Genomic DNA, 23,377 nt, shown 5'->3' with positions numbered 1-23,377 from the left:
CACGATCAGGTCCCGGCCAGCGGCATCGACGCGGCGACCAGCAGCCCGTTGACCGCGGCCTTCTCCAGGGCGTCCCGGAGCAGGTCCTCGCGCGGCTGCTGACCGATGGTGCCGGCCGGGGCGGCGAAGACGAGGACCGTCTGCGACTTGTTGGCCGCGGCCCGCCAGCCCTCGGTCACCTGGAGCGGCTGGTGGGCCTGCCACCAGGCGACCGGCTTGCCGCCGCCGGCGCTCGGCTGCAGCACGGCGTGCAGCTGGCCCACCGCCAGCAGCACGGACCAGCCCGCGAGGACCTCCGGCAGCCGGTTCAGGTCGGGGGAGGGGCGGAAGCCCTGCTCCAGCAGCAGCTGGAGGAACTCGTCGCCCCCGCTGCCGTCGGTGCCGGGCCGGGCGACCGGGCCGGTCGGTTCGACGACCAGGGCCGGGCGGAGATCGTCCTCGATGAGGACGAGTCCGCTGGTGATGCCGAGGACGGCCTGTTCGGGCATGCGCCCCTCCGTATCCTTCTGCTCGCTTCCGGTGATGCTGCGCACCGCGCCCTGGAGCTGGTCCTCGGCGACCTTGACGACCTGCGAGGGGATGCACGTCGCGTGGGCGAACGCGAGGACCGCGGTCTCGTCTCCGATGAACAGCACCGTGCTGGTGCGTTCCTGGTCGGAGTCGCCGGGGGTGCGGCAGGAGGTGCAGTCGTAACTGCCCGGGGCGTTGTCGCCGACGAGCAGCCGGTCGGCTTCGTCGTCGCCGATCTCGGCGCGTACGTCCTGGCTGACGTCGAGCATGCGCGGCACGGGGACTCCTCGAACTCGGTGCGTGGGCCGGGTGGTTCCCGGGCTCCATGAAGAGACAACGCGGGATCCGTGGCCGGGGTCACGCACCGGGGCGCACGGAAGTGCGACACAGGTCGACACATCGGTACATCGAGCAGTCGACGTACGGCTCCCGCGTTCCGCCGGGGAAGTTTTTACCGGGGAGCAGGCAACCCCTCGACATTCTCCTACGTCAAGCTCGGAGGAAAGTCCTGGTGAACGGGGAGCGCCAGCCGTCCGGGTCACCGCACCGGTGGCCCGCACACGCGGTCCCGTTACTTCCGGGTCTGCGGCTATCCGGATGGCATGCCTCCGGATAGCCGCAGGTCAGCGGCGCTGCGACAATGGGGCGGGCATACCGTGAGGGATATCGCGGACGCTCCGGGATTTCCCGGTGTATTTCGGACGGAAAAACGCCGGGAAGCGCAGATTTGGCAAGATCGGGCCGACAGGGGAAACAGCGAAACCATGCATATTTCTTTTCTTCTGCACAATGCCTACGGAATCGGAGGGACCATTCGGACGACGTTCACGCTCGCCCGTACGCTCGCCGAGCAGCACGACGTCGAGATCGTGTCCGTCTTCCGGCACCGTGACGCCCCCGTCCTCGGCGCACCCGAGGGCGTGACGCTGCGCCACCTCGTGGACCTGCGGAAGAAGAGCGCGACCTACGACGGCGACGACGCCGAACACGCCCGGCCCGCAGCGGTGTTCCCGCGCGGGGACAGCAGGCACAAGCAGTACAGCAGGCTCACCGACGCCCGCATCGCCGCCCATCTCGGGGCGACCGAGGCGGACGTCGTCGTCGGGACCCGCCCCGGGCTCAACGTGCACCTCAGCCGGGGGGCCCGCCGCGGACCGGTGCGCGTCGGGCAGGAGCATCTGACACTCGACAGCCACAACTACCGGCTGCGCCGCGAGATCGCCCACCGGTACACCCTGCTCGACGCGCTCACCACCGTCACCCGTGCCGACGCGGACGACTACCGCACGCGGCTGAAGCTGCCGGGCGTGCGGATCGAGGCCATCCCCAACGCCGTTCCCGAGGCCGCCTGTCCGCCCGCGAGCGGGGACCTGAAGTGGGTCGTCGCGGCGGGCCGGCTGCACCGGGTCAAGCGCTACGACCTCTTGGTGCGGGCCTTCGCCCAGGTGTCCGCGGCCCGTCCGGACTGGCGGCTGCGCATCTACGGCGGCGGGGACGCGACCGGCGACGAGCAGGCGTCGCTGCGCACCCTCGTCGACGAACTCGGCCTGCACAACCACGTGTTCCTGATGGGCTCGGCCAACCCGATGGAGGCCGAGTGGCCCAAGGGGTCGATCGCCGCCGTCACTTCGGACCGCGAGTCCTTCGGCATGACGATCGTCGAGGCGATGCGCGGCGGTCTGCCGGTCGTCGCCACCGACTGCCCGCACGGGCCGGCCGAGATCGTCGAGGACGGCGTCGACGGGCGGCTGGTCCCGGTCGGCGACCCGGACGCGATCGCCGCCGCCCTGCTCCAGCTGATCGAGGACGACGAACTGCGCCACCGGATGGGCGGTGCCGCGCTCACCGCCTCGGCCCGCTTCGACCCGGCGCGGATCGCCGAACGCCACGAGAGCCTGTTCGCCGAACTGGTCGCCCGCGGCGCTCAGGGGCACGGGCACGGCGCCCTGCGCACCGCGCTGCACCGCACCCGGGGCAGCGTCCTCGACGGGGCCTACGCCCTGCGCTACAAAGCCGCCGACGTGCTCCGCAAGGGAAGGGCCGCATGACCCCCGCCATAGCCACCGTACGGGCCGACTGCGTTGCCGATCCGGCCGGGACGCTCACCTTCGAGCTGACCGCCCCGGCCCCGGCCCCCGCCCCCGAGTCCGTGCTGCTCCTGCGGCGCCGGGGCGCGGCCGGCGGCAGACCCGGCGGCACGGTGCGGATCCCGCTCAGCGGATCCGGCCCGGGGCGGCTGCGGGCGGTGCTCCCGGCCTCCACCGAGCTGTCCGAGGGGCGCTGGGACGTCTATGTCGAGGAGCCGGGAGCCGAGAAGACGGCCTGGACCGTGGAGCCGGGGCTGCGGGACCTGCGGGCGCTCGTCGACCGCAGCCCGGACACCGGAGCCGCGAGCGTCAGCGCCCGGGTTCCCTACCCGACCGCCGACGGCCGGCTCGCCCTGCGCTGCTGGGTCCGCGCCCCGCACGCCGAGGCGGGAGCCGTCGTCGTCGGCCCGGCAGGCATGACGGTCGAGGGCGTGCTGTACGGCGTCGCCGTGGGGGAGGGGGCCGCCGTGGAGGCCCGGCTGCCCAAGGACCGGGCCCGGGCGCACCGCTTCCCGCTCACCCCCGCCGACGGACCGGCGGGCGCCTTCGCCTTCACCCTGCCCTACGGCCCGCCGGCCGAGGGGCCGGTGGACGGGGCGCAGCTCTGGCAGCTGTGGCTGGTCCCGGCGGCGGGCGCGCCCGGGGTCAGGATCTCCCGCATCCTCGACGACGTCTGGTCCCGCAACAAGTCCTTCGTCTACCCGACGCGGGCGCCGGCCCCCGGCGTGCTCGCCACCCCCTGCTACACCGCCGACAACGACCTCTGCCTCCGGCTGGAGCCCGGACCGGCGGACCGCTGAGGGACGGCCCGCGGACGGAGGGATCGCGGGCGGACCATCGCGGGCCGCAGGGGTCGCGGGCGGAGGGGATAGCGGGCCGAGGGGTTGCGGGGGATTGCGGACCGGGGCTGTCCGCAATCCCTGGCAGACTCGCCCGCATGTTGGAGACCTCGGCACGACTGCTGCGCCTGCTCTCACTGCTCCAGGCCCACCGGGACTGGTCCGGCGCCGATCTGGCCGACCGGCTCGGCGTCACCCCGCGCACCGTGCGCCGGGACGTCGACAAGCTGCGCGACCTGGGCTATCCGGTGAACGCCAGCAGGGGCACCGGCGGCGGCTACCAGCTCGGGGCGGGCGCCGAGCTGCCGCCGCTGCTGCTGGACGACGAGGAGGCCGTCGCGGTCGCCGTCGGCCTGCGGACGGCCGCCGGGCACGGCATCGAGGGCATCGGCGAAACCTCCGTACGCGCGCTGGCCAAACTGGAACAGGTGCTGCCGCACCGGTTGCGCCGCCGGGTGAGCGCGCTCGGCGCGTTCACCGTGCCGATGCTCCGCGGGGCGGACGACTCCGCCGTGGACCCCGCTGTGCTCACCGAGCTGGCGGCCGCCTGCCGGGACGCGGAGCGGCTCCGGTTCGCCTACCGGACCCACGGCGGGGAGGTCTCGCGCCGGACGGTGGAGCCCCACCGACTCGTCTGCACCGAGCACCGCTGGTATCTGGTGGCCTGGGATCCGGACCGGGCGGACTGGCGCACCTTCCGGGTGGACCGGATCACCCCGACCCCGCCGCACGGCCCCCGTTTCGTCCCCCGCCCCCCGCCGGCGGACGATCTCGCGGCCTACGTCTCCCGGGGCGTCGCGGTCTCGGCGTACGCGGCGCGGGCCGTGGTCCTGCTGAAGGCCCCGGCGGCGGAGGCCGCCCGGCGGGTGTCGCCGTCCGCCGGGGTGGTGGAGGCCGTGGACGCGGACACCTGCCGACTGATCGCGGGCGCGCCGGACCTCACCGTGCTGGTGATCCACGTGCTGATGATGGGGATCGATTTCGAGGTGATCGAGCCGCCCGAGCTGATCGAGGTCATGCGGGAGGCGAGGGACCGGCTCACGCGCGCGCTCGACGGATCTGAGACTCCGGGTGTGGTATGGGCCCGCCGTTCCGCGCCCGGCGGTCGGGTGGGACAAGCGTGCGGCTAAGGAAAGGCCGGTTTACGGGGGCGGGAATTTCGGGTGACCCGGCCATTCGCGCGGCGCTCCCCGCCGAGGAGAGAAGAAGCAGGTCATCCCGCGATTTCGGAAGGCTCCCGGCACCCCCTCACGCTGTTGTAAGGGGTTTCCCGATAATGCGCGCGGATGCCTGCGGCCAGCCCGTTCGAGTGAATAGGACCGCGTATACACGTGTGGGGATCCTGTGACACAAGCGTGACCGCCACGGCATGTGGAGATGCAGGGGAACGCCCTCCCGGCCCGGCCTTCCACCACGGTCCGGGGCCGCCTACGGTGAAGGCATGGCATCTCTACCGACCCCTCCAGCCCAGCCGGACGACGCCGCCGAGTCGTACGTCGGCCTCGCCGCCGACGCCGCCGAGCGACAGGCCAGGAGCCGCGGCTGGGACACGGTCCGGGCCGTTCCCCCGGGCACGTTCCTCACCATGGAGTTCCGTCACGGCCGCATCAACTTCCAGGTCGAGGACGGCGCGGTGACGCGCTGCTGGGTGGGCTGACCCGCCGGCCGCACCGGGCCCCCGACGGCCGGAGGCCCCGACTGCGGTCGGGGCCTCCGGTGGTGTGCGGGTGAGGCTGTGGGCACCCCGTTCGCGGGGAAGCGGGCAAGCGGGGAGCGGGATCAGCCGCCGGTCATCGGACGTGCCGGGCTGCCGGTGCCGCGTGCGCCCCGTTCCGTGTGCGGCGGCGGACGGCGGACGCCCGCCGGGGCGACCGGCGGGGAGCCCGGCCGCACGTGCCCGCCGTGGGCCCGCGCCCTGGCGCCCGGGGCTGGATGTCCCGCGGGGAGCACCGGCCCGGCCCCGGCGGCCACGGTCTCGGCGGCGAGGCCGTCGGCTGCCATCGACTGCGGGAGCATCACCGGTCGCGGTTCCGACCCCGACCCCGACCCCGACCCCGTCCCCGCCACGGATGCCGGGTGGGCGCCGTCGCGACGCTCGCGCCACTGCTCGCGCATCGCGAAGATCCAGGCCTCGGTCCGGGCGATCAGCGGCTCGAACCACGGCAGCGCCAGCAGGATGAGCAGCCCGGCCGCCCAGCCCAGCACGACGTCGCTGAGCCAGTGCGTACCGATGTACACGGTGGTGAGGCCGACGCCCAGCGAGACCGTCGCGGAGACGGCCGACAGATAGCGCCTGGCGCGTGGCGTGGTGGCCAGATAGGCGAGGATTCCCCAGGTCACGACGGCGTTGGCGGTGTGCCCGGAGGGAAATATATCGCCGCCGGCGAACATCTCGGCCGAGCCGATCTGTGTCGCGTAGTGCGGGCCGAGCCGCCCGAGCCCCAGCTTGACCGCGCCCACCGTCACGTTGAGCAGCAGCAGGGAGGTGCCGAGGACCAGCAGCGGCCGGAGCGTGTGCTGACGCCAGGAGCGCCAGCCCAGCCAGCAGGCGACCATCACCGCCGTGGGGCCGCGCTGGCCGAGCACGACGTAGTAGTCCAGGAAGGCGTGCAGTTCGGGCCACTGCTGGTAGGGCCGGAACAGCATGACCTTCCAGTCCAGGGCCACCAGCCAGGACGTGATCAGCACCGCCCAGACGATGGCGAGATAGAACGCCAACGTCCCGCCGAAGAGGGCGATGCGGTGACGGCTCATCCGCGGTGCCACTATCTTCGGCGGTTCCGGCTCCCGGTCCAGCCGGGCAAAGATGTCGGTACGCACCCAATCGACGTTACAGCGAGTGAGTGTGCGAGCAGGCCAATCCGGGCTCTTTGTGATGACGATGTGATGTGGACTTTGTCTCGGAACGGCGTCTTTTCCGGTCGCCGAGAAGTGCCTCCGTGATCTTGTCGCCAATTGCCCCTCGGTTCCGTTCGTAAGCGTGTTTGATCTCTCGGAAAAAGAGGCGCACCGGAATCCGCGGCAATTGGTCCCGCCATTCGGGGACGCGCGCGCCGTCGCGCCGCATCCCTCGACGCCCGCCGGAACCCCCCGTCACGGCGGGCGTCACGGCTCCTCGGACCGGAGCCCCCCGGCCGGTTCCGGAAACGGCGTACGCCAGACTGTGCGGCGGAACGCGGTATGACGTGGACCACAGGTGACCTCGCCGGACTCGCGTACGCTGACGGCTCACTCGCCCGTCGATGCCGGGCCCGAGGGACACGCACCCCACGTCACCGTCGGTCCGCCGAGCGCGAGGGACTCATCGGGAGGTACGTAGATGTCCGGGACGACCACGGCCGGGGTCCGGCTGCGCAAGGCCACCGGCGACGCCGACCGCTGGGTCGTCCTCGTGGTCCTCTGCCTCAGTCTCCTGGTCGTCGCTCTCGACGCGACCGTGCTCCACGTCGCCGTCCCCGCCGTCACCGAGGACCTGCGCCCGAGCGGCACGGCCCTCCTGTGGATCGTCGACGCCTACCCCCTCGTCTGCGCCTCGCTGCTCATCCTCTTCGGCACGCTGGGTGACCGGATCGGCAGACGGCGCGTGCTGCTCATCGGCTACGCGCTGTTCGGCGTAGCCTCCGCGATCGCCGCGACGGCCGACACCCCGGCCGTCCTGATAGCGGCCCGCGCCCTCCTCGGCGTCGGCGGCGCGATGATCATGCCCGCCACGCTGTCGATCCTGCGCCAGGTCTTCCCCGACCGCAGGGAGCGGGCGCTCGCCATCGGCGTGTGGACCGCGGTCGCCGCGGTCGGCGCCGCCACCGGGCCGGTCGTCGGCGGCTTCCTGGTCGAGCACTTCTGGTGGGGCTCGGTCTTTCTGATCAACATCCCGCTGATGGCCGTGATCCTGCCGCTGGGCCGCTGGCTGCTGCCCGAGTCGCGCGGCGGCGACGACGGCCCGTGGGACGTGCTGGGTGCGCTGACCGCCGCGGCGGGAGTGCTCGGCGTCGTCCTCGGCGTGAAGCGGCTGGGCAGCGGCGCGGGGCTCCTGGACCCGGGCTCGCTGGGGCCGCTGGCCCTCGGGCTCGCGCTCCTGATCCTCTTCGTACGCCGTCAGAAGCGCCGCAGGCATCCGCTGATCGACGTCTCCATGTTCGCCCGCCCGGCCTTCTCCACCGCCGTGGGCTGCATCGTGCTCGCCATGCTGGCGCTGGTCGGCCTCCAGCTGATCGCCGTCCAGTACCTCCAGCTGGTGCTCGGGCTCAGCCCGCTGGAGACCGGGCTGCGGCTGCTGCCCCTGACCTTCGCGGCGATGGCCGCGGGCGCCACCGGCTCGTACACCCTGCGCCACGTCGGTCCCCGCCGCATGGTCGGCTGGGGCTTCGTCCTCACCGCGACCTCGGTGCTGCTGCTCACCTCGATGGGCCAGCACGACCGGCCCGCCCTGCTGACCTGCGCGTTCGTCCTGCTCGGCTTCGGCCTCCAGACCACGCTCTTCGGGGCGTACGAGTCGATGCTCAGCGACGCCCCGCCGGAGCGGGCGGGTGGCGCGGCGGCCATAGGGGAGACCTCCTACCAACTGGGCGCGGGCCTCGGCATCGCCCTGCTCGGCAGTGTCATGAACGCCGCCTACGCCCCCGGTCTCGCCGGTCTGCACGAGCAGGGCGTGCCCGCCCGCGCCGGGGCGGAGGCCTCCCATTCGCTGGGCGAGGCCTATCAGGTGGCCGCGCAGCTGGGCGGCCCGACGGGCGACCTGCTGCGCTCCACGGCCCGGCACGCCTTCATCGGCGGACTCCACGTCACGCTGTTCGTCAGCGCGGGGCTGCTGCTGCTCGGCGCCCTGGCCGCCCTGCGGCTGCCGAAGGCCATGGAGTGTCCGCCGAAGGAGGCGTGCCACCGGCGCGAGGCGGACGACGCCGTATCAACGGCCGCCTCCGTAGACTCAGCCGTCTCCGCAGCCTCAGCCGCTTCCGCTTCCGCGTCCACGGCTTCCGCATACGGAGCTTCCGCTGCCGGGACAGACGAACACCGGGCCCCCGGCGCCGCCCGGCCGGCCGGGCCGGACCGCCCGGCCCCGCGCCCGATGGTGCCCGCGCGGCGCGAGCCGGCCGAGGCGACCGGCTCTGGACGAGCGGCACACTGAGCCGTAACGTCAGCACGACGCCCTGACTACCACTGCTAGTTTTCGGAGGGCGGGCGTCTCCCGGTCCCTCCGAGCACCGTGCGAGCCGCCGGAGGCACCCTCATGTCCAGCACCGAGTCACCGAAGCCGTCGAAGCTCCCGCCGTTCGACGCGTCGGATCCCCTCGGCATCGACGACCTGCTCGGCGCGGACGACCTCGCGATCCGCGACACCGTCCGCACCTGGGCCACCGACCGCGTCCTGCCGCACATCGCCGACTGGTACGAGAAGGGTGAGCTGCCCAAAATCAGGGAGCTGGCCCGGGAGCTGGGCGCGCTGGGCGCGCTCGGCATGTCGCTGGACGGGTACGGCTGCGCCGGGGCGAGCGCCGTCCAGTACGGGCTCGCCTGCCTGGAGCTGGAGGCCGCCGACTCCGGGATCCGCTCACTCGTCTCCGTACAGGGCTCGCTCGCCATGTACGCGATCCACCGCTTCGGCTCCGAGGAGCAGAAGCGGCGGTGGCTGCCCGGCATGGCGTCCGGCGAGATCATCGGCTGCTTCGGCCTGACGGAGCCCGACCACGGCTCCGACCCGGCCGGGATGCGGACGTACGCCAAACGCGCCGGCGAGGACTGGATCCTCACCGGCCGCAAGATGTGGATCACCAACGGATCGGTCGCCGGGGTCGCCGTCGTCTGGGCCCAGACCGACGAGGGCGAGGACGGGCGGGGCATCCGGGGCTTCGTCGTGCCGACCGACGCCCCCGGCTTCTCGGCCCCGGAGATCCACCACAAGTGGTCGCTGCGCGCCTCGGTCACCAGTGAGCTGGTCATGGACGAGGTGCGGCTGCCCGCCGACGCGGTGCTGCCGGACGCGAGTGGGCTGCGCGGCCCGCTGAGCTGTCTGAGCCACGCGCGCTACGGCATCGTCTGGGGCGCCATGGGCGCGGCGCGGTCCAGCTTCGAGTCGGCCCTCGACTACGCGAGGAGCCGGGAACAGTTCGGCCGGCCGATCGGCGGCTTCCAGCTCACCCAGGCCAAGCTGGCGGACATGGCCCTGGAGCTGCACAAGGGCATCCTGCTCGCCCACCACCTGGGCCGCCGCATGGACGCGGGCAGGCTCCGGCCGGAGCAGGTCAGTTTCGGCAAGCTCAACAACGTGCGGGAGGCGATCGAGATCTGCCGCACCTCGCGCACGATCCTCGGGGCCAACGGGATCTCGCTGGAGTATCCGGTGATGCGGCACGCCACGAACCTGGAGTCGGTGCTCACCTACGAGGGAACCGTGGAGATGCACCAGCTGGTACTGGGCAAGGCGCTCACCGGTCTCGACGCCTTCCGGTGAACGGGACGCGCCGGTACCCGCGCGCCGGCCGGATGCGTTGACCGGATCTCTCCGGCGAGCGCCCTGCTCAGCTCTGGTTGAAGAAGCCGCCGGCCTTGCGGCCGGCGGCTTCGCCCGCCACCACCTGGGTGTCGGCGGGGGACAGCAGGAAGACCCGGGTGGCCACCCGGTCGATCGAGCCGCGCAGGCCGAAGATCAGCCCGGCGGCGAAGTCCACCACACGCTTGGCGTCGGCGGGGTCCATGGCCGTGAGGTTGACGATCACCGGGACGCCGTCCCGGAAGAGCTCGCCGATGGCGCGTGCGTCCCGGAAGCTGTCCGGGGTCACCGTCGCGATCCGGCGGTCCCGCTCCTCGGCCGTCTCCGCGGCCACCTGCACCCGCGGGTCGGTGACCCAGGCCTGATTGCCCGTACCGGTCTCCGCACCCTCGGCGTACTCGTCGTCGTAGTACCGCTCGTCGTTGTCCTCTACGAGGCCCAGCCAGGCACTTGCCTTGCGCACCGATCCCATGGACGCCTCCTCTCACCGCGGTTCCTTGGCGTTCCGCATCTCTTTCGTATCCCTATGGTCGTCCATGATGCGGATACCGCGCCAAGTGGATAGTCGGCCCGCAGGCGATTCGTGACGTTACTGGTGCAGAAGATGTGGCGATTCGTCAGGGTTCGTCCTGCACAAGGGGGCTTGTAGAAGGAAAATATGATGCTCCGGCCGTACGGGTGATCCGGGGGACGTACGGGTGAACGGGTCACTCGATACGATGCACGACGCTCCGGTGCGCGAGCGTCGCGCACCGGCTGAACGGCTCACGGGGGATCGTCGTGTTCGGAATCGTCAGGCCCTGCACCCATCGGCTCTCCGAAGGTCTCCGGGTCGAGTGGATGGCCCATCTCTGCGGTCTGTGCCTGGCCCTGAGGGCGGATCATGGACAGTTCGCCCGTATCGTCACGAACTATGACGGCCTGATCGTCTCCGTCCTGACGGAGGCTCAGGCGGGCCGGGTGTCCGACAGCCGGCGCACCGCCGGACCCTGCCCGCTGCGGGCCATGCGCACCGCGCCCGTCGCCCAGGGGGAGGGGGCGCGGCTCGCCGCGGCCGTCTCGCTCGTCCTCGCCTCGGCCAAGGTCCGCGACCACGTCGCCGACCGGGACGGGCTGCTGGCCCGCCGCCCGGTCGCCGCCGCCGCGCGCCGGGTGGCCGCCGGGTGGGACCGGGCGGGCGCGCGGACCGGGGCGGCCCTCGGCTTCGACACCGCCCTCCTGGTCGACGCGGTCGACCGGCAGACCGGGATCGAGACGCTCGCCGGGCCCGGCACCCCGCTGCTGACGGTCACCGAACCGACCGAGACCGCCACCGCGGCCGCTTTCGCACACACCGCCCAGCTCGCCGGGAAGCCGCAGAACGCCGCGCCGCTCGCGGAGGCCGGCCGGCTCTTCGGGCGGCTCGCCCATCTCCTGGACGCCGTGGAGGACCAGGAGGTCGACGCCGCGTCGGGCGCCTGGAACCCGCTCACCGCCACCGGCACCCCGCTGTCCGAGGCGCGCCGGCTCTGCGACGACGCGCTGCACGGCGTGCGGCTCGCGCTGCGGGAGGCGGAGTTCACCGACGGCAAGCTCGTCCACGTCCTCCTCGCCCATGAGCTGCGGCGCTCGGTCGACCGGGCGTTCGGCACCTCCTCCTGCTCCCATCAGGGGCAGCAGGGGCTTCAGCTGCCCGAGAGCGCCTTCGGGCCGCCGCCGGGCAATCCCTACGGCGCGCCGCCCGGTCAGCCGTACGGTCCGACGCCCGGAGATCCGTACGGACCGCCGCCCGGCGGCCCGGGCTCGCCACCTCCGCCGCGCCCGCCCCGCGACCGGCGCGGGCTGATCGCCGGATGCCTGGTGTGGGCCGGGCTGGCCTGCACCTGCCAGATGTGCTGCGGGAGCTTCGAGGACCCCTGGAGCCGGGAGCGGCGGCAGGCGCCGTGCCAGAACTGCGGCGACTGCTGCGAGGCCTGCAGCTGCTGCGGCGACTGCGGTGAGGGCTGCTGCTGTTGCGGGGAGTCCTGCGGCTGCGACTGCTGAACGGGCTCCGCCCGCCGGTGCGGCGGGCGGGACCGGCGTCAGGTCACTTCAGTTCGGGTGGCGAGATCTCCGAGGACGGGATCGCGGACTCGGTGGTCCCCCACTTCTTCAGGATGCGGTCGTAGGTCCCGTCCTCCTTGAGCCGGTTGACCGCGGCCTGGAAGGCGGGGGCCAGCGGGGTGCCCTTCTTGAACGCGAAGCCCACGTCGAGCCGCTTGAACTCGTTGAGGAAGCGCAGTCCCTCCTGCCGGCTCACCCCGTAACGCAGCCCGTTGATCGTGGACATCACCACATCGCTGCGGTTCTGCTGGAGCGAGAGCCAGACGGCCGTCTGGTCGGCGTACGTCTTGACCTCGTACGGCTTCCTGCCCGCCTCCGTGCACCGGGGCAGATGCTCCTGGAGCGTCACCTCGAAGGTGGTGCCCGCCCCGGTGGCCACGTTCAGCCCGCACAGCTGGGTGAGGTCGGTGACCTTCTTCAACCCGCTGTCCTCGCGGACCGCGAAGCCCTGCCCGTCGTTGATGTACGTCACGAAGTCCACCGTCTCGCGGCGTACGTCGGTGACCCCGAAGTTCCCCGTGCCCAGGTCGTACTTTCCGCTGCCCAGCGCCGGCAGGATCGCCTCGAACGACGCCACTTCGCGCTTCAGTTCCAGCCCGAGCACCCGGGCCGCCGCGTCCGCGAAATCGATGTCCGCGCCGGCCAGGGTGGTGCCGTCCTGCTCGTAGAAGGCTCCGGGCGGGGTGCCGATGGCGGCGGCGATCCGCAGGGTGCCCGCCTCCCGGACCCCGGCCGGCAGCAGTTTCGCCGCCGCCTCGTCCTTGCGGACCTTCGAGACGACGTCCGTCGTCGGGGTCTTCGCCCGAGCCGCTTCCTGGTCCGGCCCGCCGTCCGCCGCCTCCGTCGGCTCGGCGCAACCGGTGAGGGTCAGCGCGGCCACGGTGATCAGGGCGAACAGGGCGGTATGTCGGGATCTGGGCATGGCTGTGCTCTCCGGGTTCGTCGGGATGGGCCGACCGCCCCGGGCCCTCTGCGGGCACGGGGGACGGCGGATGTGTTCAGCGGTGCGAGGGGAGGGCGGAGCGGTGTGGTGAAGGTGAGGTCACGCGAGGAACGGGGCTCGAACGCCGAAAGAACAGGCGTGAGCAGGAAAAGCCGGACAGCGGGGAGTCAGCTCAACAGGAAGAGGACCACACACGACCGAAGTCGATGTGGGAGCGGGTGACCAGCCACTGCTGCGAATGCATGGCCCAAGTGGAACAGGCATCCGCGTGCGCGTCAACCGAGGTGAGATCCCCGGCTCACAGTGTGGACAGGCTTGACAACTCCCCGCGCACGCCGCTTATCTCGGACCCATGGACCGGCGCTGAGGGGCCCGGCCCCTGTGTGGTTTCCGGTGTGAGGCACGCCCCGTGTTCGATCTGAGCATCCACGGAGCTCCCGCATGCCCCCGCAGACCGTCTCGCTGCCCCCTCCCTCCTCCCGGCCGCTCGTCAAGGACGACGCCGACACGGTCCCGCGCATCGTCCCCGTACGCCGAACAGGCCGCTGGACAGCGGCTGTTGCCGTTCTCGTGCTGCTCGCGCTGGCGCTGAACTCGGTCATCCGCAACGACGCCTTCCAGTGGGACGTCGTGCTCTCCTACTTCGGCACCGTCCCCGTCCTGCGCGGGCTCTGGCTCACGCTCTGGCTCACCGCGGTGGTCGTGGTGCTCGGCTTCGTGCTGGGAGCCCTGCTCGCGGTCATGCGCCTGTCAGGCAACCCCGTTCTCCAGGCGGTCAGTTGGGGCTACGTATGGCTCTTCAGGTCCACGCCGATCCTGGTCCAGCTGCTGTTCTGGTTCAACATCGGCGCGCTGTACCCGCAGATCCTCGGCGTCTCCACGGTCAGCCTCCTCGGCCCGGTCACCATCGCCGTCATCGGACTCACCCTGCACGAGGCCGCGTACGCCGCCGAGGTGGTGCGGGGCGGGATCCTCTCCGTCGAGCGCGGCCAGGTGGAGGCCGCCCAGTCCCTCGGCCTCGGCCCCTGGCGGCGGTTCCGGCGCATCGTGCTGCCGCAGGCCATGCGCTCGATCGTGCCGCCGGCCGGGAACATGCTGATCGGCACCCTCAAGGGCACCTCCATCGTCAGCATCATCGCCGTGCAGGACCTGCTGTACTCCGTCCAACTCGTCTACCACCGCACCTACCAGGTCATCCCGCTGCTGCTCGTCGCCACGCTCTGGTACGCGGCCGTCACCACGCTGCTGAGCATCGGCCAGCGGTATGTGGAGCGGTACTACGCCCGTGGCACGGCGGGTGCGCGATGAGCACCGTGCCCAGCGTCGTGGTGATCGGCGGCGGCCCGCGCGGCACCGGCGTCATCGAGCGCATCGCCGCCAACGCCGGTGAGCTGTACGGCGGTCAGCGCCTGGACATCCATCTGGTCGACCCCTACCCGGCGGGCGGCGGGCGGATCTGGCGGCCGGACCAGTCGCCGCTGCTGTGGATGAACTCCATGGCCGAGGACGTCACCATGTTCACCGACGAGACGGTGGACCTGGCCGGCCCCGTCGTGACGGGACCCGCCCTGGACGCCTGGGCCGAGGACGTCCGCGCGGGCCGCGTCGTCCCTTCGGCGGACCCCGCCGTGGTGGCCGAGATACACGGACTCGCCGGCGCGGACTTCCCCTCCCGGCGACTCCAGAGCGCCTATCTGCGCTGGACCTACGACCGCGCCCTGGCCGCCCTGCCGCCCGGCATCACCGTGCACGAGCACCGCACCACCGCCCTCGCCGTCACCGGACCACGCGGCGGCCGCCAGCGCGTCCGGCTCCAGGACCGCGCCGAACCCCTGCTCGCCGACCTCGTCGTCCTGACCGTGGGCCACCTCGACGCCGAGAAGGAGCCCGAGCAGGAGCGGCTGAGCGCCTTCGCCCGGCGGCACGATCTGGTGCACCTGCCCCCCGACTTCACCGCCGACAGCGACCTCGACGCCCTGCGCCCCGGGGAGCCGGTCATCGTCCGGGGCTTCGGGCTCGCCTTCATCGATCTGATGGTCCTGCTCACCGAGGGACGCGGCGGACGCCACGAGAACGGGGTCTACCTGCGGTCGGGCCGTGAACCCGTGCTGTACGTAGGATCGCGCCGCGGCGTCCCGTACCGCGCGAAGATCGGCTACGGCTGGACCGGCGAACGCCCGCCGCCGCTCCGCCTGGGGCAGGCGTGGACCGCGGAGCTGCTGAGCCGGCCCGGGCCGCTCGATTTCCGGCGCGATGTCTGGCCGGCGGTCGCGAAGGAGCTCGGCCACGCCCACTACCACCGGCTGTTCACCGCCCACCCCGAGCGCACCGCCCTCGCCCACGAGGTCTTCGCCGAGAAGTACGCCGCCGCCGACCCGGACAGCCCCGAACTGGCCGGGCTGATCGCCGAGGCCGTGCCCGACCCCGCCGACCGGCTCGACCTCGACGCCCTGGACCGGCCCCTCGACGGTGTCCGCCACGCATCGCCCGAGGCCCTCCAGGAAGCCCTGCGCGACCACATCACCGCCGACCTGACCCGGCGTCACGACCCGTCGCACAGCGAGGATCTCGCGGTCTTCCTCGGGCTGCTCACCGCCTACGCCCAGCTCGTCCGGCTCGGCGACATCGGCGGCTGGTGGCACGGCTTCTTCAGCTATCTGGCCTCCGGCCCGCCGGGGCCCCGGCTCCAGCAGCTCCTGGCCCTCTCCCGGGCCGGCGTCGTCCGCTTCCTCGGCGCCGGCCTCACCGTGGAGACCGACGAGGAGCACGGCCTCTTCCGGGCCACCGGCGCCACCCTCCCCGGTGCGCACACCGAGGCCCGCGCCCTGGTCGAGGCCCGCCTCCCCGACCCCTCGCTCCGGCACACGGCGAGCCCCCTGCTGCGCGCGCTGCGCGACGAGGGGGCCGCCGTCACCGACACCGGACTGCTCTCCGTGGACCCTGTCGACAGCCGGGTGCTGGACCGCGCCGGCCGCCCGCACCCGCGCCGCTTCGCACTGGGCCCCTTCACCACCGCCCGCAACAGCGGGGCGTTCACCCGGCCCCGTACCGGCGGACCCGCCTTCCGGCAGAACGACGCCGCCGCGCGCGCCGCCCTCACCTTCCTGCGCGACCTCTCCTGTCAGGGCCTGCTCGCCTCCTGACCGCCCACCCCTTCCCGTACCACCGCCGCCACCGCGCCCAAGGACTCCACTCATGTCGCTGACCAGCGATCCACCCATCGACCCACCCGCCGGGACCCACGACGGCCCGCCCGCCCCGAAGACCGCCGGACCCGGCACCGACTACGGAGAGCTGACGGTCGTCCCGGTCCGCCACCCCTGGCGCTGGGTCGCCGTCGCCGTGACCGCCGTCCTGGTCGCCCAGTTCATCAACGGGCTGGTCACCAACCCCGGCTGGGAGTGGGACGTCTTCGCGCAGTTCTTCTCCGCACCCGTCATCCTCAAGGCGGTCTGGCTCACCCTCCAGCTGACCTTCTACGGCACGGCCCTCGGCTTCGCGCTCGGCATCGTGCTGGCGTTCATGCGGCTGTCGGCCAGCCCGTTCCTGCGGACGGTCGCGTACGGCTACATCTGGGCGTTCCGCTCCATCCCGCTCATCGTGCAACTGCTGTTCTGGTTCAACCTCGCCTACCTCTACGAGGAGTTGCGGTTCGGCATCCCGTTCGGGCCGGGCTTCTTCACCTTCGACACGATGAACCTGGTCGGCGCGGTCGGCGCGGCCGTCCTGGGCCTCGCGCTGCACCAGGCGGCGTACGCGGCGGAGATCGTGCGCGGTGGCGTACTGGCCGTCGGCGGCGGCCAGTCGGAGGCGGCGGCCGCCCTCGGCATCCCGAAACTCCGGCAGCTGCGGCGGATCGTGCTCCCGCAGGCGATGCGCTCCATCCTGCCCAACGCGGCCAACGAGATCATCTCGCTCTTCAAGGGCACCTCGATCGTCTCCGTCATGGCGATCGGCGAGCTCTTCTACCAGGTCCAGGTCGTCTACGGCCGCAGCGGCCGGGTCGTCCCGCTGCTGATGGTCGCCACCGCCTGGTACATCCTCCTGACCACCGCCCTCTCGGTCGTCCAGTACTACGTCGAACGTCACTACGCCAAGGGGGCCGTGCGATGAGCGCACCCAGCGATGCCATGGTCGAGATCCGCTCCGTGCACAAGAGCTTCGGCTCCCTGGAGGTGCTGCGCGGCATCGACCTCTCGGTGCGGCCCGGCGAGGTCACCGTCATCCTCGGCCCCTCCGGCTCCGGCAAGTCCACCCTGCTGCGCACCATCAACCACCTGGAGAAGGTCGACCAGGGCTGGATCAGCGTGGACGGCACCCTGGTCGGCTACCGCAGGGACGGCGACAAGCTCTACGAGCTGCGCGAGCGCGAGGTACTGCGCCAGCGCACCAAGATCGGCTTCGTCTTCCAGAACTTCAACCTCTTCCCGCACCTCACCGTGGTGGAGAACATCATCGAGGCGCCCGTCTCCGCGCTGCGCCGCCCCCGCAAGGAGGCCGTCGAGACGGCGGAGAGGCTGCTGACGCGGGTCGGACTCGCCGACAAGTCGGCGGCCTACCCCGGGCAGCTCTCCGGCGGCCAGCAGCAGCGCGTCGCCATCGCCCGCGCCCTGGCGCTGGAGCCCCGGCTCCTGCTCTTCGACGAGCCGACGTCCGCACTGGACCCGGAGCTCGTCGGAGAGGTCCTCGACGTCATCAAGGACCTGGCGCACGGCGGCACCACGATGATCGTCGTCACCCATGAGATCGGCTTCGCCCGCGAGGTCGCCGACACCGTCGTCTTCATGGACGAGGGCCGCATCGTCGAACAGGGCCCGCCCGCCGACCTGCTGGACCGCCCCACCCAGGAGCGCACCCGCGCGTTCCTCTCCAAGGTTCTCTGACCCGCCCCCATGCCTCCCTCATCCGCAAGGAGTACGTACGTGTCCGTCCGCCGCGGCATCGCCCTCGCCCTCGCCACGCTCACCGCCACCGGAACGCTCACCGCCTGCGGCGACCCCGACGTCTCCACCGACGTGGCGGCGTCCAAGGACAGGAAGGAGACCGGGGTCAACACCAGCCCCGACCAGGACCGCCTCAGAGGCGAGAAGGTGGACGCCGTCGCCGCCCTCGTCCCCGAGGCGATCCGCGAGCGCGGCACGCTGAGGATCGGGGCCAGCGCGGACGCCGTGCCGCCGCTCGGCTTCTACGCCACCGACGACAGGACCCGGATCGGCTCCGAGATCGACATCGCCACCCTCGTCGCCGACACCCTCGGTCTGAAGCCGCAGTTCGAGCAGGTCTCCTGGGAGAACCTCTTCGTCGGCCTGGACAGCTCCAAGTTCGACGGGGTCCTCTCCAACGTCACCGTGACCGAGGAGCGCAAGGAGAAGTACGACTTCGCCACCTACCGGCTGGACAACATCGCCTTCGAGGCCAAGAAGGGCGGCTGGAAGGTGAACGGCCCCGCCGACGTCGCCGGCAAGACGATCTCGGTCTCCTCCGGCACCAACCAGGAGAAGATCCTCGTCGAGTGGAGCGAGGAGAACGTCAAGGCCGGGCGTGAGCCCGTGGAGATCAAGTACTTCCAGAAGGAGAACGACTACTACCTCCCCCTCCAGTCGGGCCGCATCGACGCCCATCTCGGCCCGAGCCCGTCCGCCGCCTACCACGTCGCGACGTCCGGCCAGAGCGAGATCGCCGGACAGATCTCCGGAGCCGGCGGCGGCCTCCAGGGCAAGATCGCCGCCACCACGAAGAAGGGCAGCGGCCTGGTCGAGGCGTACGCCGCCGCGATCGACCACATCGTCGAGGACGGCTCGTACGGCAAGGTCCTGGAGCGCTGGGGGCTCGGCGGCGAGGCCGTGGAGAAGTCGGAGATCAATCCGCCCGGCCTGCCGAAGACGGAGAGCTGACCGATCCGAACCGGGGGATGTCCTGCCGACCGGGGCCGGTCCACGGCCGGCAGGACACCCCCGGGGCCGCGTCGGCTCCGCCGCCCCGGCCGCGCGTCCCGTCCGGCGCGCGGCCGGTCGACGGCCCCCGCGGCGCCCCCCGACCGACCGTCACCCGAGAGGCTCCCGCATGTCCGCCCCTGGCTCCCTCCACCTGGCCGCCGAGATCGGCGGCCCCCCGCACTACGACGCCGGGCACTACCTCCGGCTCGCCCGGCTCGCCGAGGACGGCGCGCTCGACTACGTCACCCTCGGCGACTCGTTCGCCCGCCCCGGACTCGACGCTCTCGCCGTCCTCGCCCGGCTCGCCCCCGCCACCGACCGCATCGGCCTCGTCCCGACCGTCACCACCACCCACACCGAGCCCTTCCACGTCTCCTCGGCCGTCGCCACCCTGGACTGGGTGAGCCGGGGCCGCGCCGGCTGGAGCGCGGACGTCTCCACCACCGAGGCGGAGGCCCGGCTCTTCGGCAGACGCCCCGCGGCACCGCCCGCCGACCTGTGGCAGGAGGCCGGGGAAGTGGCCGACGTCTCCGGGCGGCTGTGGGACAGCTGGGAGGACGACGCCGAGATCCGCGACACCGCCACGGGCCGCTTCATCGACCGGGACAAGCTGCACTACGTCGACTTCGAGGGCGCCACCTTCTCCGTACGGGGCCCCGCCATCGTGCCGCGCCCGCCGCAGGGCCGCCCCGTCACCGTCATCGACGCCACCACCGGCCCGGCCCGCGAGGCGGCCGCCCGGCACGCCGACGTCGTCCACATCCGGGCCACCACCCCCGAGCAGGCGGCCGCCGTCCGCGACGAGGTGCGGGCCGGGGCCGCCGGCCACGGGCGCGACCCCGGGGCGCTGCGGGTGCTGGTCGCGCTGACCGTCGACCTCGGCGACCGGGAGACCGCGCCGGAACCCGGTCTGGTGAGCGGACCGCGGCTCTCCGGGCGCGGCACCTACTTCCGGGGCGGCCCGGTCGACCTCGCCGACCTCATCGCCGAGTGGCACCGGGCCGGCGCGGCCGACGGCTTCCACCTCACGCCCATCACTCCCGAGCGCGACCTCGAAAGGATCGTCAACGGCACCGTGGCCCTCCTCCAGCACCGCAGCCTCTTCCGTACCTTCCACCCGGGCGGCACCCTGCGCGAGCACCTGGGACTCGTGCGCCCCGCGAGCCGCTACGCCGCCGCCAGGACCACCGCGAAGGAGGTCTGACCGTGCCCCGTCCGATGCACCTCGCCGCCCATTTCCCCGGCGTCAACAACACCACCGTGTGGGCCGATCCCCGCTCCCGCAGCCAGATCGACTTCTCCTCCTTCGAGCAGCTGGCGAGGGTGGCGGAGCGGGGGAAGTTCGACTTCTTCTTCCTCGCCGAAGGGCTGCGGCTGCGCGAGCACAACGGCCGCGTCCACGACCTCGACGTGGTCGGCCGGCCCGAGTCGCTGACCGTGCTGAACGCGCTGGCCGCCGTCACCGACCGGCTCGGCCTCGCCGCCACCGTCAACGCCACCTTCAACGAGCCGTACGAACTCGCCCGCCGGCTCGCCACCCTCGACCACCTCAGCGCGGGCCGGGCCGCCTGGAACGTGGTGACCTCCTCCGACGCCTTCACCGGGGAGAACTTCCGCCGGGGCGGCTATCTGCACCGGGCCGACAGATACACCAGGGCCGCCGAGTTCGTCGCCACCGCCCGCGAGCTGTGGGACTCCTGGACGCCCGACGGCGTGTCACGCCCCTTCGCCCACGAGGGGCCGCAGTTCACGATCTCCGGAGAGTTCACCGTCCCGCGCTCGCCACAGGGCCACCCGGTGGTCATCCAGGCCGGGGACTCCGACGAGGGCCGGGAGTTCGCCGCCTCCGCCGCCGACGTCATCTTCACCCGGCACGGCACCCTGGAGGCGGGCCGCGCCTTCTACGCCGACGTCAAGGCGCGGCTCGCGGCGTACGGCAGGGAGCCCGGCGACCTGAAGATCATGCCGGGCGTCACCGTGGTGACCGGCGACACCGACGCCGAGGCCCAGGAGCGCGCCGCCGAGATCCGCCGGCAGCAGATCTCCCCGCAGAACGCGATCCTCGCCGCCGAACAGCTCTGGGGCGCCGACCTCTCCGCGTACGACCCCGACGGGCCGCTCCCCGAGATCGACCCCGTCATCGACTCCGGCCTCGTCCAGGGCAGGGTCCTGCACGGGGATCCTGTCGCCGTGGTCGCCCGCTGGCGCGCGATCGCCGAGGCCAAGGGGCTCTCGCTGCGGCAGACGGTCATCGAGACGACCACCCGGCAGTCGTTCATCGGCTCGCCGCGGACGGTCGCGGCGGAGCTGACCGCGTTCGTCGACGAACGGGCCGCCGACGGTTTCATCCTCGTCCCCCATCTCACCCCGAGCGGCCTGGACGACTTCGTCGACCGGGTCGTCCCGCTCCTCCAGGAGAGCGGAGCGTTCCGCACCGAGTACACCGGCTCCACGCTGCGGTCGCACCTCGGCCTCCCGGAGCCGGTATGGAAAGGTTGACCGCATGAGCACGGACGCACAGCAGCAGGAGCAGGGCGGCGGGCCGGACGCCGCACAGGACTGGCAGCGGTGGCACGAAGGGCGCGTCGTCGCCGTCGCCGCCCCGTACGGCCCGCTCTCCCTGACCGGAACCCACTGGCTCTCCGACTACCCGGAAGGGCGAATTCCGGCCGTCCCGGGGCGGTGGCGCGAGGACGGCGACGAGGTGGTCCTCACTGCCGCCGCCGAGGAGGGCGTCGTCGTCGACGGCAAGCCGCTGACCGGCGAGGTCAGGCTGGGGGCGGACCGTGGGCCGATCGACGACTCCCGGGTGGCGCAGGGGGAGCGGCGGCTGGTGGTGCTCCGCCGCGAAGGGCTCTGGGCGGTACGGGACTTCGACCCGGGGTCACCGGCCCGGCACGCCTTCTCGACCATCGAGGCCACCCCGTACGACCCCCGCTGGGCGCTGCCGGGAACGTTCCGTCCCTACGGCGACGACCGGACCGTGCGGGTGGTCAACGCGGACGGGATCGAGCGCGGTCTCGGGCTCGGCGGTGAGATCGCCTTCACGGTGGACGGCGACGAGCACACGCTCCAGGTCGCGGTCGAACCCGACGGGTCGCTGTGGGCCGTCTTCGCCGACACGACCAGCGGGAACGGCAGCTACCGCTTCCGTTTCCTGCGGCCCGCGGCGCCCGCCGCCGACGGCCGCGTGGAGGTCGACCTCAACCGCGCGCTGCTGCCGCCGTGCGCCTTCGCCGATCACTTCATCTGCCCGTTCCCGCCCCCGGGCAACACGCTCTCCGTCGCGGTCCCGGCGGGGGAGCGGAACCGGATCGACGCCTGACCCGCGAGAGGTCCCTCCGGCCCCGGGAGCCCCACGGCTCCCGGGGCCGGAGGCGTGTGTGACCCACGTGGCCGAAAGGCATTCTTGCGCCCCCTGTCCGGGCCCCTCGATACTCCGGTCAGCGATTGTCAGGGGCACGGCAACTCCGGAATCCGGACAGGCCCCCGACTGCGCCTCACGGGCCCACCACCCCACAGGAGGGCCCCCGATTCCCCTCGGAGGAACCCGAAGTGAGGATCAAGCGCACCAGTAACCGCTCGAACGCGGCGAGACGCGTCCGTACCACGGCCGTACTCGCGGGGCTCGCCGCCGTCGCGGCGATGGCCATTCCCACCGCGAACGCCGAAACCCCCCGGACGTTCAGTGCCAACCAGCTGACCGCGGCGAGCGACGCCGTGCTCGGCGCCGACATCGCGGGCACCGCCTGGAACATCGACCCGCAGTCCAAGCGCCTCGTCGTCACCGTCGACAGCACGGTCTCGAAGGCGGAGATCAACCAGATCAGGAAGTCGGCGGGCGCCAACGCCGACGCGCTGCGCATCGAGCGCACGCCGGGCAAGTTCACCAAGCTGATCTCCGGCGGCGACGCGATCTACTCCAGCACCGGACGCTGCTCGCTCGGCTTCAACGTCCGCAGCGGCAGCACCTACTACTTCCTGACCGCCGGCCACTGCACGGACGGCGCGACGACCTGGTGGGCGAACTCGGCCCGCACCACCGTGCTCGGCACGACCGCCGGGTCGAGCTTCCCGAACAACGACTACGGCATCGTGCGCTACACCAACACCACCATTCCCAAGGACGGCACGGTCGGCGGCCAGGACATCACCAGCGCCGCCAACGCCACCACCGGCATGGCCGTCACCCGCCGCGGCTCCACCACCGGCACCCACCGAGGTTCGGTCACCGGACTCAACGCCACCGTCAACTACGGGGGCGGCGACGTCGTCTACGGCATGATCCGCACCAACGTGTGCGCCGAGCCCGGCGACTCCGGCGGCCCGCTCTACTCCGGCACCCGGGCGATCGGTCTCACCTCCGGCGGCAGCGGCAACTGCTCCTCCGGCGGAACGACCTTCTTCCAGCCGGTCACCGAGGCGCTGAGCGCGTACGGCGTCAGCGTGTACTGACCGGTCCCACGCCGGCCAGGTACGGAGCAGTCCGTACA

Annotated in this window: 20 protein-coding genes; 16 read left to right on the top strand and 4 right to left on the bottom strand. The window is 72.4% G+C overall.

The window, feature by feature from the left end; translation table 11 throughout:
- Positions 1-5 precede the first annotated feature (5 nt).
- Positions 6-788, bottom strand: a complete 783-nt coding sequence (locus tag D581_RS0123500) for a hypothetical protein (protein ID WP_026290831.1) — start codon at positions 786-788, stop codon at positions 6-8.
- A 486-nt stretch (positions 789-1,274) separates the two neighbouring features.
- On the opposite strand from D581_RS0123500, the gene D581_RS0123495 reads away from it, so the two are divergent.
- The 4 genes from D581_RS0123495 to D581_RS0123480 all read left to right on the top strand — a co-directional run bounded on the left by D581_RS0123495 (position 1,275) and on the right by D581_RS0123480 (position 5,093).
- On the top strand, positions 1,275-2,558 hold the full coding sequence (locus D581_RS0123495) for a glycosyltransferase family 4 protein (protein WP_018959642.1): 1,284 nt from the start codon (positions 1,275-1,277) through the stop codon (positions 2,556-2,558).
- Positions 2,555-3,397: a hypothetical protein gene (locus D581_RS0123490; RefSeq protein WP_018959641.1), complete on the top strand. Its 843-nt coding sequence runs from the start codon at positions 2,555-2,557 to the stop codon at positions 3,395-3,397. Before D581_RS0123495 ends, D581_RS0123490 begins: the two co-directional genes overlap by 4 nt.
- A gap of 137 nt (positions 3,398-3,534) precedes the next feature.
- Positions 3,535-4,566: a helix-turn-helix transcriptional regulator gene (locus D581_RS0123485; RefSeq protein ID WP_018959640.1), complete on the top strand. Its 1,032-nt coding sequence runs from the start codon at positions 3,535-3,537 to the stop codon at positions 4,564-4,566.
- Between the two features lie 311 nt (positions 4,567-4,877).
- On the top strand, positions 4,878-5,093 hold the full coding sequence (locus tag D581_RS0123480; protein ID WP_018959639.1) for an I78 family peptidase inhibitor: 216 nt from the start codon (positions 4,878-4,880) through the stop codon (positions 5,091-5,093).
- A 122-nt stretch (positions 5,094-5,215) separates the two neighbouring features.
- Here D581_RS0123480 and D581_RS0123475 read toward each other — a convergent pair whose 3' ends face one another.
- Complete coding sequence (locus tag D581_RS0123475) at positions 5,216-6,256, bottom strand: phosphatase PAP2 family protein (protein ID WP_026290830.1); 1,041 nt, start codon at positions 6,254-6,256, stop codon at positions 5,216-5,218.
- A gap of 499 nt (positions 6,257-6,755) precedes the next feature.
- Here D581_RS0123475 and D581_RS0123470 point away from each other — a divergent pair, with 499 nt between their 5' ends.
- Together D581_RS0123470 and D581_RS0123465 are read left to right on the top strand one after the other, a co-directional pair.
- Complete coding sequence (locus D581_RS0123470) at positions 6,756-8,561, top strand: MFS transporter (RefSeq protein ID WP_018959637.1); 1,806 nt, start codon at positions 6,756-6,758, stop codon at positions 8,559-8,561.
- Between the two features lie 102 nt (positions 8,562-8,663).
- The gene (locus tag D581_RS0123465; RefSeq protein ID WP_018959636.1) at positions 8,664-9,884 is read left to right on the top strand and encodes an acyl-CoA dehydrogenase family protein; all 1,221 of its coding nucleotides are present in this window, start codon (positions 8,664-8,666) and stop codon (positions 9,882-9,884) included.
- 67 nt (positions 9,885-9,951) lie between these two features.
- Here the strand turns inward: D581_RS0123465 and D581_RS0123460 are convergent, their stop codons facing one another.
- Positions 9,952-10,395, bottom strand: a complete 444-nt coding sequence (locus D581_RS0123460; RefSeq protein WP_018959635.1) for a cell division protein SepF — start codon at positions 10,393-10,395, stop codon at positions 9,952-9,954.
- A 308-nt stretch (positions 10,396-10,703) separates the two neighbouring features.
- Here D581_RS0123460 and D581_RS0123455 point away from each other — a divergent pair, with 308 nt between their 5' ends.
- Positions 10,704-11,945 carry a DUF5685 family protein gene (locus D581_RS0123455; RefSeq protein WP_018959634.1) on the top strand — a complete coding sequence of 414 codons (1,242 nt, stop codon included), beginning with the start codon at positions 10,704-10,706 and terminating at the stop codon, positions 11,943-11,945.
- Positions 11,946-11,988: 43 nt separating this feature from the next.
- Here the strand turns inward: D581_RS0123455 and D581_RS0123450 are convergent, their stop codons facing one another.
- Positions 11,989-12,927, bottom strand: a complete 939-nt coding sequence (locus D581_RS0123450) for an ABC transporter substrate-binding protein (RefSeq protein ID WP_018959633.1) — start codon at positions 12,925-12,927, stop codon at positions 11,989-11,991.
- Between the two features lie 462 nt (positions 12,928-13,389).
- Here D581_RS0123450 and D581_RS0123445 point away from each other — a divergent pair, with 462 nt between their 5' ends.
- From D581_RS0123445 to D581_RS0123405, 9 genes are all read left to right on the top strand, one after another.
- On the top strand, positions 13,390-14,256 hold the full coding sequence (locus tag D581_RS0123445) for an amino acid ABC transporter permease (RefSeq protein ID WP_018959632.1): 867 nt from the start codon (positions 13,390-13,392) through the stop codon (positions 14,254-14,256).
- Positions 14,253-16,091: an FAD/NAD(P)-binding protein gene (locus D581_RS0123440; protein ID WP_018959631.1), complete on the top strand. Its 1,839-nt coding sequence runs from the start codon at positions 14,253-14,255 to the stop codon at positions 16,089-16,091. Before D581_RS0123445 ends, D581_RS0123440 begins: the two co-directional genes overlap by 4 nt.
- A 52-nt stretch (positions 16,092-16,143) precedes the next feature.
- Positions 16,144-17,061, top strand: coding sequence for an amino acid ABC transporter permease (locus D581_RS0123435; protein ID WP_018959630.1), 918 nt, complete (start codon positions 16,144-16,146; stop codon positions 17,059-17,061).
- Positions 17,062-17,078: 17 nt separating this feature from the next.
- Positions 17,079-17,831, top strand: coding sequence for an amino acid ABC transporter ATP-binding protein (locus D581_RS0123430; RefSeq protein ID WP_018959629.1), 753 nt, complete (start codon positions 17,079-17,081; stop codon positions 17,829-17,831).
- A 39-nt stretch (positions 17,832-17,870) separates the two neighbouring features.
- On the top strand, positions 17,871-18,842 hold the full coding sequence (locus D581_RS0123425) for an ABC transporter substrate-binding protein (RefSeq protein ID WP_018959628.1): 972 nt from the start codon (positions 17,871-17,873) through the stop codon (positions 18,840-18,842).
- A gap of 169 nt (positions 18,843-19,011) precedes the next feature.
- Positions 19,012-20,088, top strand: a complete 1,077-nt coding sequence (locus D581_RS0123420) for an LLM class flavin-dependent oxidoreductase (protein WP_018959627.1) — start codon at positions 19,012-19,014, stop codon at positions 20,086-20,088.
- Between the two features lie 14 nt (positions 20,089-20,102).
- Positions 20,103-21,383 carry an NtaA/DmoA family FMN-dependent monooxygenase gene (locus tag D581_RS0123415; RefSeq protein WP_018959626.1) on the top strand — a complete coding sequence of 427 codons (1,281 nt, stop codon included), beginning with the start codon at positions 20,103-20,105 and terminating at the stop codon, positions 21,381-21,383.
- A gap of 4 nt (positions 21,384-21,387) precedes the next feature.
- On the top strand, positions 21,388-22,209 hold the full coding sequence (locus D581_RS0123410) for a DUF1684 domain-containing protein (RefSeq protein WP_018959625.1): 822 nt from the start codon (positions 21,388-21,390) through the stop codon (positions 22,207-22,209).
- 230 nt (positions 22,210-22,439) lie between these two features.
- Positions 22,440-23,339 carry an alpha-lytic protease prodomain-containing protein gene (locus D581_RS0123405; RefSeq protein ID WP_018959624.1) on the top strand — a complete coding sequence of 300 codons (900 nt, stop codon included), beginning with the start codon at positions 22,440-22,442 and terminating at the stop codon, positions 23,337-23,339.
- The last annotated feature ends 38 nt before the right edge of the window (positions 23,340-23,377 follow it).

The sequence above is a fragment of the Streptomyces sp. CNB091 genome (genome assembly GCF_000377965.1).
Note: the sequence above shows the minus strand (reverse complement) of the source record. Positions and strands in the feature narration are given on the sequence as shown.

Bases quoted from the DNA above. Each gene is read 5' to 3' on its own strand.
- D581_RS0123480 (WP_018959639.1), top strand. From the start codon at position 4,878: ATGGCATCTCTACCGACCCCTCCAGCCCAGCCGGACGACGCCGCCGAG.
- D581_RS0123415 (WP_018959626.1), top strand. From the start codon at position 20,103: ATGCACCTCGCCGCCCATTTCCCCGGCGTCAACAACACCACCGTGTGG.
- D581_RS0123460 (WP_018959635.1), bottom strand. From the start codon at position 10,395: ATGGGATCGGTGCGCAAGGCAAGTGCCTGGCTGGGCCTCGTAGAGGAC.
- D581_RS0123495 (WP_018959642.1), top strand. From the start codon at position 1,275: ATGCATATTTCTTTTCTTCTGCACAATGCCTACGGAATCGGAGGGACC.
- D581_RS0123440 (WP_018959631.1), top strand. From the start codon at position 14,253: ATGAGCACCGTGCCCAGCGTCGTGGTGATCGGCGGCGGCCCGCGCGGC.
- D581_RS0123450 (WP_018959633.1), bottom strand. From the start codon at position 12,927: ATGCCCAGATCCCGACATACCGCCCTGTTCGCCCTGATCACCGTGGCC.
- D581_RS0123445 (WP_018959632.1), top strand. From the start codon at position 13,390: ATGCCCCCGCAGACCGTCTCGCTGCCCCCTCCCTCCTCCCGGCCGCTC.
- D581_RS0123430 (WP_018959629.1), top strand. From the start codon at position 17,079: ATGGTCGAGATCCGCTCCGTGCACAAGAGCTTCGGCTCCCTGGAGGTG.
- D581_RS0123470 (WP_018959637.1), top strand. From the start codon at position 6,756: ATGTCCGGGACGACCACGGCCGGGGTCCGGCTGCGCAAGGCCACCGGC.
- D581_RS0123420 (WP_018959627.1), top strand. From the start codon at position 19,012: ATGTCCGCCCCTGGCTCCCTCCACCTGGCCGCCGAGATCGGCGGCCCC.
- D581_RS0123410 (WP_018959625.1), top strand. From the start codon at position 21,388: ATGAGCACGGACGCACAGCAGCAGGAGCAGGGCGGCGGGCCGGACGCC.
- D581_RS0123485 (WP_018959640.1), top strand. From the start codon at position 3,535: ATGTTGGAGACCTCGGCACGACTGCTGCGCCTGCTCTCACTGCTCCAG.
- D581_RS0123435 (WP_018959630.1), top strand. From the start codon at position 16,144: ATGTCGCTGACCAGCGATCCACCCATCGACCCACCCGCCGGGACCCAC.
- D581_RS0123465 (WP_018959636.1), top strand. From the start codon at position 8,664: ATGTCCAGCACCGAGTCACCGAAGCCGTCGAAGCTCCCGCCGTTCGAC.
- D581_RS0123490 (WP_018959641.1), top strand. From the start codon at position 2,555: ATGACCCCCGCCATAGCCACCGTACGGGCCGACTGCGTTGCCGATCCG.